Origin of the sequence: Streptomyces sp. NPDC056527 (genome assembly GCF_042794475.1) — a bacterium.
Taxonomy (GTDB): Bacteria; Actinomycetota; Actinomycetes; order Streptomycetales; family Streptomycetaceae; genus Streptomyces.
Genome location: NZ_JBHTTQ010000030.1, coordinates 21,566 through 35,001, shown reverse-complemented (window position 1 = coordinate 35,001; position 13,436 = coordinate 21,566). Strand labels below are relative to the sequence as shown.

Below are 13,436 nucleotides of genomic sequence, written 5' to 3'. Positions count from 1 at the left end.
TCGTACGGGCCCTGGAGGCCGTCACCGCCGAGAGGGCCGACGAGGCCGTCCTCAGCGTGCGCGGACTCTCCGTCCGCTTCCGGATGCGCGGCGGACGGCACGTCGCCGCCGTCACCGACGCGGACTTCGACCTGGCCGCGGGGGAGTGCCTCGCCCTCGTCGGCGAGAGCGGCTGCGGCAAGTCCGTCCTCGCCTCCGCGCTCCTCGGACTCCTGCCCGGCAACGCCGAGACGTCCGGCACGGCGCTGCTCGACGGCGTCGACCTGCTCGCCGCCGACGAGCGGACCCTGGCCCGCACGGTACGAGGACGGCGTGTCGGCCTCGTACCGCAGAGCCCCGCCGCCCACCTCACCCCCGTGCGGACCGTGCGGTCCCAGCTGGAGGAGACCGTCCGCGAACTGACCGGCGCTCCGCGCCGGGAGAGGCGCGCCGCGGCCGAGGCGGCAGCCGACCGGGCCGCCTTCCCCGCCGGCCACCTCGACCGCCACCCGCACGAACTCTCCGGCGGCCTGGCCCAGCGCGCGGCGACCGCCCTCGCGCTCATCGGCGACGCCCCGCTCCTGCTCGCGGACGAGCCGACCACCGGCCTCGACCGCGACCTGGTCGAGCGGACCGTCGACGAACTGCGCCGCCACGCCGACGAGGGCCGCGCGCTGCTGCTCATCACCCACGACCTGGCCGCGGCGGAACGCATCGCCGACCGGGTGGCGGTGATGTACGCGGGCCGGATCGTCGAGACGACGCCCGCCCGCCGCTTCTTCGGCGAGCCGGGCCCGCGCCATCCGTACGCCCGCGGCCTGCTGAACGCCCTGCCCGACCGGGCGTTCACCCCCATCCCCGGCATGCCGCCCGAGCTGACCGCCCTGCCGCCCGGCTGCGCGTTCGCCCCGCGCTGCGCGCGGGCGACGGATGCCTGCGGCACGCTGCCGTCGCCGCTCGCCCGAGTGGCCTGCCACCACCCCGTGGGACAGGTCCCCGATGCGTGACACCCGGACCGAGCGCACACCCCGGTGTGCCGACGGCTCGGGGCCGAGCCTCGCCGGCCATGGCGGGGGCCCGTGGTGCCCGCCCCAAGGCGTCGCCGGCTCGCTGCCGAATTCCGCCGGTTCCCGCCGCCGGGCGAGCCGTGGCGCGGGTACGGGGCGTGTGCACACCCGTCGGCCCGCGGTCGATCGCGGCCGTCCTCTCGCTCCCGTCGCACCAGGAGTGCCCTGTGCTTGAACTCGACGCCGTCACCGCCGGCTACGACCGCCGCGCACCGGTCTTCCGCGGCGCCTCGCTGACGCTCGAACCCGGCGAGTCGGTCGGCCTGCTCGGACCCAGCGGGTGCGGCAAGTCCACCCTCGCCCGGGTCGCGGCCCTGCTCCACCGGCCGGAGGCCGGCCGCGTCGCGATCGACGGGCAGGAGGCGCGGGGCTGGCGCCACCGCGCCCCGCGCGCCCTGCGGACCTCCGTCGGCGTGGTGTTCCAGCAGCCCCGGATGTCCGCCGACCCGCGGCTGCGGCTGCGCGATCTGATCGCCGAACCCCTGCGGGCCGGCGGCCGCCGCGCGGAGATCCCCGAACGGCTGGCCGCGCTCGCCCCCGCCGTCGGCCTCACCGACGACCTGCTGGCGCGCCGCCCGCACGAGGTCAGCGACGGTCAGCTCCAACGGGCCTGCCTGGCACGAGCGCTGGTACTGCGCCCCCGCTGGCTGGTCTGCGACGAGATGACGGCCATGCTCGACGCCTCGACCACGGCCGCCCTCGTCGCCGCGGTGGAGTCGTACCGCGCGCAGTCGGGCGCCGGTCTGCTCGCCGTCGGACACGACCGCGTCCTGCTCGACCGCTGGTGCGACCGCACGGTCGAATGGTCCGACTGTGTGGCGGCCTGACCTCGAATTCCTGCGCAAGTGGATCGTGCTGAAGGCAACTACCGTGCCATGATGGTGAGTTATGACGCCAGGGGAGGGTGTGACTAAGCACGAGATCCGCATCAGGCCGGTTCAGGAGACTTCACGCAGTGACGTCGACGCCCTGCTGACCTGGCTCACGCGCGAGCGGATCGTGAAGGAGAAGCTCGAAAAGGGGGAGTTACGGGTCGAGCAGAGGGCCACACCGGACGAGCACGGCACCCCGATGGGCCTCGGGACCGAGATCGTCCTCGTCGTCCTCCAGGGGGTGACCGGCGTCGTGTTCGTCGAGCTCCTGGAGCAGGCGAAGTCCGCGGTGCGGGAGTGGCAGGAGAACCGTCGGTCGGTCGGTGAGGACGATCCCCCCGACTTCGACGTCACCTCGGACGGCGATCCGAGGTAGCCCGGTGGCGCGCTTCGACCCGCGCGGAAGGGTGAACCACGCTCTGCTCGTCACGGTGCCCGAGTACACCTCCGATCTGCCGCCGGATCCGTCCGGCGTGCTGGGCGACATCGCCGCCGTCCGGCACAACAGCACGGAGCTGGAGCGGGCGCTGCGCACGGGTGGGGTGTTCCGCGAGGAGGACATCACCACCAGCAGCCCGGCCGGCTCCGACCTGTTCTTCCGGGACCTCATGCGTGCCCGGGACCGTGCGGACGGTCTGCTCCTGCTGTACTTCGCCGGCCACGGCCTGGTGTCCAGCTACAACGAGCCGGACGAACTGTGGCTCGCCATGCCCCGCACGACGATCGTGCCGGGAGATCCGCCGGCGTTCCTGCAGGCCGTCCGCTGGAGCGAGGTCCTCCCCGCGCTGTGCCAGGCACGGGCCGAGCAGGTGGTGGTGGTCCTCGACTGCTGCTACGCGGGCAACGCGTCGGCGGCCTGGAACCGGCTGCCCGCCGACCATCGCGAGCGGATCTCGCTGCTCGCCTGCGTGCAGGCGAACGACAGGATCGACGCGGGGGACGCGGACACGCCCACACCCTTCACCGCGCGGTTGGTCCGGGTGCTCGAGGAGGGTGCCGACGGCGCGGGCGGCGAGGTGAGCTTCAGCGTGCTCTCCGACGCGCTCAGGGCGCACATGTCCGTGAACCACACCACCCTGCGCAAGAAGCCGACCCCGTGGGTGCCCCAGAGCTGCCCGGCCGACGGCGCCGACGTCGTCCTCGCCGCCGCCGACGAGCCTCCGCCCCCTCCGCCGCCGCCCCCTCCGCCCGTCCCGCCGCGGCGGCGCGGGCGATGGCGCCGTGTCCCCCTCCTGGCCTGGGCGGCCCTGGCCCTGTCGCTGGCCGTCGTGGTGGGCTTCGCCGTCTACCGCGCCCTGCCGACGAGCCCGTGCACGTCCCCCCTGGAACTGAGACTGCTCACCGACCCGGACTCCGAGCCGACCGTGCGCAAGGCGGTCAACGCCTTCCTCGAGTCGCCCGCCAACCAGGAAGGCGGCTGCCGGCGCAGTGGCATCACCGTCTACGGTGCCAAGGCCGCCGACGCCATCGCCGCCTTCCGGGACTCCTCGCGCTTCTGGCAGGACCCCGACACCGAGACCAACCCCCAGCGGGACATCGGTCCCCAGCCGGACATCTGGATTCCCGGCACGGCGGCAGCCGTGGAACGCGCCCGCTCCTACGGCGGCGGCGGATCGTCGGTGGAACTGACGGCGTACAAGCCCTTCGTCCACTCGCCGATGGTGCTGGCCGTCCCCGCCCAGCTGGCCGAGGGCTCGGAGAAGGACCGGTTCGGCCGCCCGCTCGCCCAGTTCGTCGAGGCGCTGACCCAGCGCGCCGCCGGCGCCGTCGTGGCGCGGAGCGACCCGGAACACACCGACTCCGGACTGCTCGCCACCGTGGGCCTGTACGGGAACCGTCCCGGCGCCGCGGCCGGTGTGGAACGGGGTCTGGCACCCGGACGGCCGCTGCCCGACGGCCGCGCGCTGCTGTGCGAGCTGCCCAAGTCGGCCGCCGTCGACACGAGGACCGCCGCGCTCGTGCCGGAGCACCTGCTGAGGACGGGGGTGAGCTGTGGGCGGCAGACCCGGACCCCCCGTGTGGCGGAGTACCCGGCCGACGTGCCCCGGCTCGCGCTGCCCTTCGTACGGGTCCACTGGGACGGCGGCGACCAGGACAAGGCGGCCCGGGACGATGCCGCCGAGCGCTTCCGTGTCTGGCTGACCGGCACGGAGGGAGTGGCCGTGTTCACTGGCGACGGCTACCGCGCAGGGCCGGGCGACGCGCAGACCCCGGCCTCCCCGTCCGCCTCGCCGCCCGCCGCCGGCGCGCTCGCCGACCCCGGGCGGCTTCCGGACGCGGGCGACGCCAGGACGATGGACGCCGCCCTGGAGGGGTACCGCAAGGCCAACGGCCCCGGCCGGGTGCTGTTCCTGCTCGACAACTCCGGTTCGATGAGGAGCTCGTGGGACGGTCCCGGGGGCGGTCCGGGGATCATCCAGCAGTCCCTCGGCGGACTGGGCGGCCAGGACGAGTACGGCCTCTGGACGGTGTCGTCGAAGCCCGGAGCCGCCCGCCCGTACACGCCTCTGCTGGCCCTCGGCACGCACAGGAACCGCGACGAGGCGAAGAGGACCGTCGGCGGGGCCCGGATCGAGGACAACGAGGCCGATCCGTACCGGGCGTTGAGCGACGCGGTGACCGCCGTGAAGGCCGGCGACGCCGACCGTCCCCGGCTGATCGTCGTCGTCACGGACGACGAGGACAACGTCCCCGGCGGCCGGCTGGAGGGGGTGCTCACGACGCTGCGGCAGGCGGGGGTCCCGGTCGTCATGGCGTCCCTGGACGTCGGCGGCTGCGCCAAGGGCCGGCCCGACGAGCGGATCGCGACCGCGAGCGGTGGGCGGTGCCTGGACGGCTCGGGGGATCTCATCGCCGGGCTGCGGGACGAGGTCGCCAGAACCGGTACAGGGGAGGGGACATGACCGCCCGCGCATCCCGCCGCACCACGACGTTCCTCCTCGCCTGTCTCCTCGCGCTCGGCGCATGCACGGGCGAGGGCGGCGATCCGCCCGAGAACGCGACCGACTCCGGTGCGCCGCTCCTGATCGCCAGCGGCCGGGACGTCACCGGCAAGGGCGGAATCCGCGAGAGGCTGATCAAGGAGTGGAACGCCAGGCCGGGCAACACCCACCAGGCGCGCCTGGTCGAACTGCCGGGCTCCGCCGACCAGCAGCGCAGCCAGCTGCTCGGCGCCCTCCAGTCCGGAAGCGCCCGGTACGACGTGGTCAACCTGGACGTCACCTGGGTCCCCGAGTTCGCCGAGGCGAAGCTCGTCCAGGAGCTGGACGCGGGCCTCGTCGACGACGACGTCATCGACTCCGTCGCCCGTACGGCCCGTTGGGACGACAAGACCTACTCCGTCCCCTTCAACACCGACGTCGGGCTGCTCTACTACCGCCGCGACCATCTGGAGCGGGCCGGGGTGCAGAACAAGAACACCCGCCTCGACGAGAACACCACCTGGAACCAGGTACGCGACCTCATCAGGACCGTCGAACAGGCCGACCTCCCCGGCGTCGAGGCGGGCTGGACCACCCAACTCGCCCCGTACGAAGGGCTGACGGTCAACGGCATCGAGGCGTTCGCCTCGGTCCTCGAGAACGGCCTCACCGACGAACGCGGCCGCTACACGGCCGACGTGGGCGCCCTGGAGGACGGTCTGGAGGAGCTGCGCGCCCGTACCGAGAGCTCCTACCTCCTGCCCGACGCCACCGGCTCCGACGAGGCCGCGTCCCTCACCGCCTTCATCGACGGCAGGACGACCTTCCTGCGCCACTGGCCCTACGCCTACCGCACGTTGCACCAGTCGCTGACCCCCGACCGGCTCGGAGTCGCCCCGCTGCCCGGCAAGGCGGTCCTCGGAGGCCAGAACCTCGCCGTCACCATGTCCGCCACCGGCAAGCGCGCCGAAGCGGCGCGGGATCTGATCAGGTTCCTCACCGACCCACAGAGCGAACGCTGCCTGCTCGACGCGGGCTTCGCCGCCACCCGGGAGTCCGCGTACACGGAGGACAAGGTCACCTGCCGGCTCCCCGCCGCCTCCGCGCCCTCGCCGTCGGCGGAGAGCGCGGACCGGATGCCGCGTGCGGACGGGCGCCCGCTGTACGCGCGGACCACCCTGCTGACCGCCCTGAAGGGCGAGGCCGTCGCCCGCCCCCGTACCCCGCACTACGGGGCCTTCACCCAGACCTTCACCACGCATCTGAGCCGGCTGTTCGGTGACAGTCCCCCCGACCTCAAGCAACTCGCCGGGGATCTGGACAGGGCGTTGCGAGACGCCCTGCCCGAGCCCTCCTCGTGAGTCCGTAACCCGCGGGTGAACCGCCGCGGTGGGAATGTCACCCGTTCGGCAGACATGCCGTACGGCCGGACGGCGCCCCCGCTGCGCCACACTGGCCGCCGAACGCCGCGATTCCGGCGCGGCGCAAGGAGGGTGTGGGCGATGGCCGTGTCCGTTTCTGTCGTACTGCTGCTTCTCGTTCTGGCGGTGATCTTCCTCCGCAACGGCGGTCTCAAGCTCTCCCACGCGCTGGTCTGCGCCCTGCTCGGCTTCTTCCTCGCGGGCACGAGCATGGCGCCGACCATCCAGAACGGGGTCGCCGCCACGGCCAACGTGGTCAGCAGCCTCAAGCCCTGACGCCGTTCGACGTAACGTTTCACGATCATGAAGTGCCCATGAAACAACGGGCAGTTGCATGTACATCTCACGGACCCGGGCTTAACGTCGGCCGCCGGCGCGACCGACGTACGCACCCGAGGAGCCGCATTGACCACCCCCCGAAGAGCCCGTGTGCTCGCCCTGATCGCCGCGGTGAGCGCGACCGCCCTCGCGCTCGCCACCCCCGTCGCCTTCGCCGACGACATACCGCTGGCCCCCGGTCACCGGCTCGTCGACCACTACGACGGCGCTCCCGCCACCGCTCTGCCCGTGCCGGGCGCGCCGCCCGCCCAGCATCCCCACCTCGCCCCCAACGGGCGCAGCGGGATGCACGCGGACGGCGCGGGCAGCGGCACCCACCCCTTCTCCGGGCCGCTCGGACGCGACCCGAAGGTCTCCAGCGAGAAGATCGCCGCCGTCGGCGGCGAGTGCGCCACCGTCACCTTCGACTCGGCCGGCCGGATCCTCACCGTCTGCGGCACCTTCTCCGGCTTCCTGCTCAAGCTGCTCGACCCCCGCACCCTGGACACGCTCGCCGAGTACCAGCTGCCGCAGCGCTCCTCGACCGTCGAGGCCATCACCCGCCTGGACTTCGAGAAGATCTTCAAGGACACCTCGGGCGGCGCCTACTTCTACCTCGACAACCGGGACCGGGTCGTCCTCGCCGACTCCCGCCAGCACATCCTCCGTATCGCACACGGCCAGAAGCAGGACGGGAGCTGGCAGTTCACGGTCGAGGACGACTGGGACCTCACCTCGCTCGTCCCGCACGACTGCGTCAGCTGGACAAATCTCTTCCCGAGCGGCGTCTGCGACCCCGTCACCTCCGTCATGCCCGACTGGGACGGCCGCGTCTGGTGGGTGACCCGGCTCGGCCGGGTCGGCACGGTCGACCCCGCCACCGGCGCGCTCCGCTCGGTCCGGCTGGCGGGCGAGGAGATCCAGAACTCGTTCTCCGTCGCCGAGGACGGCGTCTCCATCGTCTCCGACCACGCGCTCTACAGCTTCCGCGCCGACGCCGACGGCACCCCGCGGATCCAGTGGCGCCGGACGTACGACCGGGGGACCGGCACCAAGCCCGGTTCGGTGAACCAGGGTTCGGGCACCACTCCGGACCTCTTCGGCGTCGGTGACTCCTACGTCGCGATCACCGACAACGCCGACGACCGGATGAACGTCCTCGTCTACCGGCGTGGCACCGACGTCCCCGAAGCGGATCGCCTGGTCTGCAAGGTCCCGGTGTTCCGCTCCGGCGCCTCGACCACCGACAACTCCCTGATCAGCTGGGGCAACAGCCTCGTCGTCGAGAACAACTACGGCTACGAGAACCCCACCACGCTGACCTTCGGCCGCAGCGTCGTCGGCGGGGCGACGCGGATCGACGTCCGCCCCGACGGCAGCGGCTGCGACACCGTCTGGGAGAGCGACGTCCGCTCGCCCTCCACCGTGCCCAAACTGTCCACCGCCAACGGCCTGTTGTACTTCTACGAGAAGGAGCCGAACGCCTTCGGCATCGACGCCTGGTATCTGACGGCGGTCGACTTCCGTACCGGCAAGCGCGTCTGGAAGCGGTTCACCGGCACCGGGATCGCCTACGACAACAACTGGGCCCCGATCACCATCGGGCCCGACGGCACGGCGTACGTCGGCGTCTTCAACGGGATCGTCGCCGTGCGCGACGGCGCCTGAGACGCGACGGTGCCCGGGACCCCGCGGGTCCCGGGCACCGGCCGTACCGGGCTCAGACCATCTCGGGCATCTCGCCCTCGGTGGTCTTGACGTCGATCACCGCGAACGCCGCGCCCTGCGGGTCCACGATCGCCGCGAACCGGCCGAAGGGGCTGTCCATCGGCCCGAAGACCTTCTGGCCGCCGAGCTTCACGGCCCTGTCGACGGCCTGGTCGCAGTTGTCGACGGCGAAGTAGACCTGGATGTACGACGGGATCTCGGCCGGGAAATCCTCCGCCGTCATCTTCATCCGCCCCAGCACCGGCATGTCGCCGCCCAGGTCGAAGACCTTGTAGTCCATGGTCTCGTCGGTCATCTTCTTGGCGTTGTAGCCGAACACCGACGTGAGGAAGTCGTCCGACTTCGCGGGCTCCCGGGTGAAGACCTCGGCCCACACGTAGGAGCCGGGCTCCCCCTCCAGCTCGAAGCCCGTGTGGGAGCCGGGCTGCCAGACGCCGAACATGACACCGGCCGGGTCCTGGGCCAGGCACATGGAGCCGAAGTCACCGACGGTCATCGGCTCCATGACGACGGTGCCGCCGCTGCTCTTGATCTTCTCGGCCGTGGCGGCGACGTCCGGCGAGGCGTAGTACAGACACCAGGCCGACTGCGGGGAGCCGTCCTGGCCGGGCATGGGCGGGACGACGGCCGCGACGGCCTTGCCGTTCTTGTAGGCCTGGGTGTAGTTGCCGAACTCCGAGGACGATTCGCCGAAGGTCCAGCCCAGCACCTCGCCGTAGAACGTCTTGGCGCCCTCGACGTCGGTGAACATCGCGTCGGTCCAGCAGGGTGTGCCTTCAGGTCGTGCGGCCATGACGGTGACTCTCTTCCGATCGATGAGGCTCTCGATGGGGTTGCCGTGACCACGCTAGCCAGTAGAGGGATGCCTCGCTCGGTGACGGAGCGTGTCCGTACCGGTCGGTCGCGCGAGGAGATCCCGATGCCCGACCGGGTCGGCGGCATGCGCCTGTGCTCGGGTGGAAGCCCGCCGGAAGACGGGGCCGGGCCCGGGGTCCCGAGCTCCACCAGGTCGTCGACGTCGCTCTGCCCCTGAGCCAGCGCTGACCCATACTCACCGAGCTGCTGGGGCACCTCCACAGCCTTTGAGTGTGTCGGTCGCAGCCCAGGAGCCGGATGGGCGATGGGAGGCCACGGCCATCCGTGGTCTCCACGTTCGTCAGCATGTCGGCGCGACCGAGACGCGGCTCCTGGGGTGGCAGGGCCTCCTCGCACCCTCTCTGCTGTGTTGCCTAGAACCCGCCGATCCGTCGCTCTTCTGACAGACCCGCAGAACGACATCCGTCCGTGAGGGTCCGGGCCCCCCTTGATCGGGCCATCGGCAGGAAGTTCCGTGTAGACGACCGCTGTCATCACGGATGCACTACCTCAAGTGGTGGAGGTCCAAGCGGGAGCTGACGGTGGGACATGTCGCCGCGGCCGAGTAGCCGACATCCCGTCAGCAGTCGCGGACGACGGAAGGAAGAGACACCGATGCGCTCTGCCCGCATTCTGTTCGCAGCGACCGCCGCAGCCGGCACCCTGGCCCTGACCGCGCCGGGTGCCTACGCGGCCGCCACGGGTGACTGGGACAAGGACAGCTCCTCGCACAGCCAGAAGCACGACAAGCCGAAGGGCGGCGTGCACACCGGCGCCGGCGCTCTGTCGCTGGTCGGCGAAGACCACTGGGACAAGGACAAGCACCATGACAAGCCGAAGGGTGGGATGCACACCGGCTCCGGCGCGCTCTCCCTCGTCGACGCCGATGACTGGTCCAAGGACAAGGAAAAGGACAAGGAGAACGGCTACGGCCACGAGAAGCCGAAGGGTGGGGTGCACACCGGCTCCGGTGCCCTCTCCGTCGTGAACTCCGACGACTGGTCCAAGGACAAGGAGAAGGGCAAGGAGAAGGACAAGGAGAACGGCTACGGCCACGAGAAGCCGAAGGGTGGGGTGCACACCGGCTCCGGCGCCCTCTCCGTCATGAACTCCGACGACTGGTCCAAGGAAAAGGACAAGGAGAAGGACACGGACAAGGAGAAGGACACGGGCAAGGAGAACGGCTACGGCCACGAGAAGCCGAAGGGTGGGGTGCACACCGGCGGCGGTGGTCTCGCGAGCAGCGGTACGAACGTGACCGGCGCCGTTGTGCTCGCCGGCGGTCTGGCCGCGTTCGTCCTCTACCGCCGCAGGAAGGCAGCCGGCACCGCTGCGTGAGCCATCACTGACGTGGGAGCACCTGCCCCAGGTGCTCCCACGTCCGGTTCGACTCCCTGTCAGCCAGCCGCCCCGCCATCGAAAGGTCCCCCTGGTGTCGAACCGACCAGACTCCCCTGCACGCGCGCCACGCGCCCGCCGCATCCGGCGGTGGGGAATCGCCACTGCCTTCTGGGCTCTCCTTCTCACCTCGCTCGTTCTCGTCTTCGGCCCCGGCCTACCGGGCCTGGACACGGCCCCGCCGTCCGAACCCGCCAGGGTCAGACTGGAGAATCAGGCTCCTGCGCCGGCCCCTGCCCCGACATACCGGGACCGCCCCGGGGCTCAGCCGGACAACTCGACGATGCCTCGGTCGGCCCCCACACGTCTGAAGATCCCCAAGATCGATGTCGACGCTCCGTTCATCGGACTGGCGATCGGTCCCTCTGGCGCTCTGGACCCTCCTCCCGCGAACGACACGAACCTCGTCGGCTGGCAGACCTCTGGAATCACGCCGGGCGAGCAGGGCACCGCGCTCATCGCGGGACACCTCGACACCGCAACCTCCCCAGCCGTATTCGCCCGACTCGACGAACTCGACCCTGGAGACCTCTTCGAGGTGAGGCGCGCCGACGGCAGCACCGCCACTTTCGTGGTCGACTCGGTGGAGAGCTTCCGTAAGGACGACTTCCCCGACCAGCGCGTCTACGCCGACACACCCTCCGCCCTGGTCCGCCTGATCACCTGTGCCGGCGCCTACGACCGCACGGCCAAGGACTACAGCGAGAACCTCGTCGTCTTCGCCCACCTCGACCAAGAACCCTGACGCGCCGCCGGCCCACCGTCACGGTTGAAGCTGCAGCGACGGACCGATTACGGGTCAGATCCGTCTGCGGACCGCAACGCTTCGTACCCTGCGGTCACCCGGGCTGCGTGCCGCTGCGACTGCATCCGCCGTGGGACGGCTTCGCGAAGCTGTCAGCGGGGGCAGGACCGTCCGTGGGCCGGCTCGCCGGCGGCCGACCGCTTCAGAGCTCAAGCGACGCGCCGTGATGATCGCCTCGTCGATCAGATCGGGCGACATGGGCGTCGCCCGAACCGTGTCGATACCAGGTACGTACTCAATGTCGGAAAGTGGACCAGGTAGAAGCTGCTGCAGTCCGCCCCGCGGCGAGCCGGCGCCGTGCGAGAAACACGGTCCTCCGCGAGGCCGGGACCGGTCGTCGGCGGGCGCCGCTGCACGGGCGGGTTTCGCGCCCACGGGTGAATTCCCGGCGCCGCTCGGCGGCGCAGTCCGCAACCGTACGGACGATCACCAGCTGATCCGGACCAACCGCAGGTCCGCCCCCGGGACGGCTAGCGGTGGACGAAGCGGGTGGCGAGGGTGACGGTGGTGAGGCCCTTGATCATTCCGGCCTTGTTCCAGCCCATGCCGAAGTCGTTGCGGTCGATGGTGACCTCGCCGCTGAGGGCCACGTCGTTGGGGCCGACGGCAGTGGCGCGGGCGGTGAAGGTAAGCGGGCGGGTCGTCCCGAGCACAGTGAGGTGGCCAGTGATCCTGGCGGTGCCGTCGCTGTCGGCGACGACGCCGGTGGCCGTGAAGGTGAACGTCGGATACCTCTCGGCATGGAAGAAGTCCGCGGAGCGCAGGTGGGTGTCGAGCTTGGCCTGCTTGCTGAGGATCGACGCGGCCTCGATGGTCAGCGTGCCGTGCGCGGAACCGTCGGGGCCGATCTCCCCTTCGCCGCTGAATTCGGTGAAGGCGGCCTTGATCGTGGCCAGCCCCCACATCGACTTGTGCTTGATCTCCACTGACGACCTGGTCGAGTCCAGGACCCAGGATCCGGCGCTGAGGTCGAGCAGACCGGTGGAGGGCTGGGCGGGGTCGAGGGTGTGATTGGACATGGCGATGGCCTTTCAAGGAGAGACGGGGATGGGTTTCGTAGAGAGTTACTGGCAGGGGGCGTTGTGCACGGATTCGGGCGGCGCTATGGAAGGCCTGTTCAAGCTGGGCAGGCATGGTCGTCGCCTCACCGATGGGCGGGCGGTCCGGCCCTTCGAGTGCTGTCCGGCCGACGCGCCGACAGCCTCGTCTTGTGGCGGGCGACGCGTGACCTGACAGAGGAGGGCCAGGCTGCCCGCACTCGTCGAACTCGGACACCAGGCCGGGATGTGCCTGCCCAACCGTCCGATGCCCCGCTTCGGGCTTCGCGTCCAGCTCGCGACCGCGCGGCACTTCAGGGTGGCTGTGCGTGGCCCGGCGGTTTCCGCACCGCCGGGGCCGGACGTGGGTCAGGCGAGGCCGAGCTGCTTGTGGAAGGTCTGGTTGTCCCAGAAGAGGAACTCCTCCTGCATCACGCCGTCCTTGTTCCAGATGCCGACCGTGACCATGTTGATGGAGAACTTCCTGCCCGTCGGCTGGATGAAGCCGCCCTTGCCGTCCGGCATGGGCTTCGTGAAGGTGCCCTGCATGACGCCGGTCACCGAGGTCAGGTTGCCCTTGGCGATGCGGTTCGGGTGCTCGGTGATGCGCGTGTCCGGCGCCCAGACGAACTGGCTCCTCATGTCGGCGATGTGCCGGTCGATGCCGTCCGTGTAGTGGCCGTCGGGCCAGTGGACGCGGATGTTCTTCGCGTGGCTCTCATCGATGCGGTCCCAGTGCTGACCGGAGAAGACGTCGAAGTCCAGGTCGTCGAAGACCTCCAGGTTCCTGCGCTCCTCATGGGTCAGGTCGGTCGGCCAGCGCGACTCGGTCTGCGAGGTGGAGGCCGGGTCTCCGAGCGGTTCCTGGCTGCCCGTGGCCGAGGACGCCAGGCCCGTTCCGTTTGCCACCGCGGTGAGGACGAGGGCGCCCAGAGCAGCGGCGCCCGCACCCTTCAGGACGTTACGACGGTTGATCATGTCATTTCCTTGCCTGCAAGATCGCCAAGGAGAGGGGGTGAGATCCGAGAATCAGGG

At 70.9% G+C, this 13,436-nt stretch carries 12 protein-coding genes; 9 read left to right on the top strand and 3 right to left on the bottom strand.

All coding sequences use genetic code 11. The features are described from left to right. The first annotated feature begins 83 nt into the window (after positions 1 to 83). From ACFQ7Q_RS17250 to ACFQ7Q_RS17220, 7 genes are all read left to right on the top strand, one after another. Positions 84 to 986 (top strand): ABC transporter ATP-binding protein, encoded by a 903-nt coding sequence (locus tag ACFQ7Q_RS17250; protein WP_383555583.1) that lies wholly within the window; start codon positions 84 to 86, stop codon positions 984 to 986. A gap of 227 nt (positions 987 to 1,213) precedes the next feature. Then, positions 1,214 to 1,873: an ABC transporter ATP-binding protein gene (locus ACFQ7Q_RS17245; protein ID WP_383555476.1), complete on the top strand. Its 660-nt coding sequence runs from the start codon at positions 1,214 to 1,216 to the stop codon at positions 1,871 to 1,873. Positions 1,874 to 1,952: 79 nt separating this feature from the next. After that, positions 1,953 to 2,294, top strand: coding sequence for a hypothetical protein (locus tag ACFQ7Q_RS17240; RefSeq protein WP_383555473.1), 342 nt, complete (start codon positions 1,953 to 1,955; stop codon positions 2,292 to 2,294). A gap of 4 nt (positions 2,295 to 2,298) precedes the next feature. After that, the gene (locus ACFQ7Q_RS17235; RefSeq protein ID WP_383555471.1) at positions 2,299 to 4,821 is read left to right on the top strand and encodes a substrate-binding domain-containing protein; all 2,523 of its coding nucleotides are present in this window, start codon (positions 2,299 to 2,301) and stop codon (positions 4,819 to 4,821) included. After that, positions 4,818 to 6,200 (top strand): extracellular solute-binding protein, encoded by a 1,383-nt coding sequence (locus ACFQ7Q_RS17230; protein ID WP_383555469.1) that lies wholly within the window; start codon positions 4,818 to 4,820, stop codon positions 6,198 to 6,200. The genes ACFQ7Q_RS17235 and ACFQ7Q_RS17230 overlap by 4 nt, the downstream gene beginning before the upstream one ends. A gap of 141 nt (positions 6,201 to 6,341) precedes the next feature. Next, positions 6,342 to 6,536 carry a hypothetical protein gene (locus tag ACFQ7Q_RS17225; protein WP_329112937.1) on the top strand — a complete coding sequence of 65 codons (195 nt, stop codon included), beginning with the start codon at positions 6,342 to 6,344 and terminating at the stop codon, positions 6,534 to 6,536. A gap of 129 nt (positions 6,537 to 6,665) precedes the next feature. Beyond that, on the top strand, positions 6,666 to 8,246 hold the full coding sequence (locus tag ACFQ7Q_RS17220; RefSeq protein WP_383555466.1) for a hypothetical protein: 1,581 nt from the start codon (positions 6,666 to 6,668) through the stop codon (positions 8,244 to 8,246). A gap of 52 nt (positions 8,247 to 8,298) precedes the next feature. On the opposite strand, the gene ACFQ7Q_RS17215 is transcribed toward ACFQ7Q_RS17220, so the two are convergent. Then, a complete protein-coding gene (locus ACFQ7Q_RS17215; RefSeq protein WP_383555463.1) occupies positions 8,299 to 9,099 on the bottom strand; it encodes a VOC family protein in 801 nt (266 codons plus the stop codon). A 677-nt stretch (positions 9,100 to 9,776) separates the two neighbouring features. On the opposite strand from ACFQ7Q_RS17215, the gene ACFQ7Q_RS17210 reads away from it, so the two are divergent. Further along, entirely contained in the window at positions 9,777 to 10,499 is a 723-nt protein-coding gene (locus ACFQ7Q_RS17210) for a hypothetical protein (RefSeq protein WP_383555461.1), read from the top strand. Between the two features lie 91 nt (positions 10,500 to 10,590). Beyond that, positions 10,591 to 11,304 (top strand): class F sortase, encoded by a 714-nt coding sequence (locus ACFQ7Q_RS17205; protein WP_383555581.1) that lies wholly within the window; start codon positions 10,591 to 10,593, stop codon positions 11,302 to 11,304. A gap of 530 nt (positions 11,305 to 11,834) precedes the next feature. Here the strand turns inward: ACFQ7Q_RS17205 and ACFQ7Q_RS17200 are convergent. Both ACFQ7Q_RS17200 and ACFQ7Q_RS17195 read right to left on the bottom strand, forming a co-directional pair. Then, on the bottom strand, positions 11,835 to 12,383 hold the full coding sequence (locus ACFQ7Q_RS17200) for a YceI family protein (protein WP_383555459.1): 549 nt from the start codon (positions 12,381 to 12,383) through the stop codon (positions 11,835 to 11,837). 387 nt (positions 12,384 to 12,770) lie between these two features. Then, on the bottom strand, positions 12,771 to 13,379 hold the full coding sequence (locus tag ACFQ7Q_RS17195; protein WP_383555456.1) for an ester cyclase: 609 nt from the start codon (positions 13,377 to 13,379) through the stop codon (positions 12,771 to 12,773). Positions 13,380 to 13,436 lie beyond the last annotated feature (57 nt).

Bases quoted from the DNA above. Each gene is read 5' to 3' on its own strand.
- ACFQ7Q_RS17250 (WP_383555583.1), top strand. From the start codon at position 84: ATGCGCGGCGGACGGCACGTCGCCGCCGTCACCGACGCGGACTTCGAC.
- ACFQ7Q_RS17230 (WP_383555469.1), top strand. From the start codon at position 4,818: ATGACCGCCCGCGCATCCCGCCGCACCACGACGTTCCTCCTCGCCTGT.
- ACFQ7Q_RS17225 (WP_329112937.1), top strand. From the start codon at position 6,342: ATGGCCGTGTCCGTTTCTGTCGTACTGCTGCTTCTCGTTCTGGCGGTG.
- ACFQ7Q_RS17215 (WP_383555463.1), bottom strand. From the start codon at position 9,099: ATGGCCGCACGACCTGAAGGCACACCCTGCTGGACCGACGCGATGTTC.
- ACFQ7Q_RS17210 (WP_383555461.1), top strand. From the start codon at position 9,777: ATGCGCTCTGCCCGCATTCTGTTCGCAGCGACCGCCGCAGCCGGCACC.
- ACFQ7Q_RS17200 (WP_383555459.1), bottom strand. From the start codon at position 12,383: ATGTCCAATCACACCCTCGACCCCGCCCAGCCCTCCACCGGTCTGCTC.
- ACFQ7Q_RS17195 (WP_383555456.1), bottom strand. From the start codon at position 13,379: ATGATCAACCGTCGTAACGTCCTGAAGGGTGCGGGCGCCGCTGCTCTG.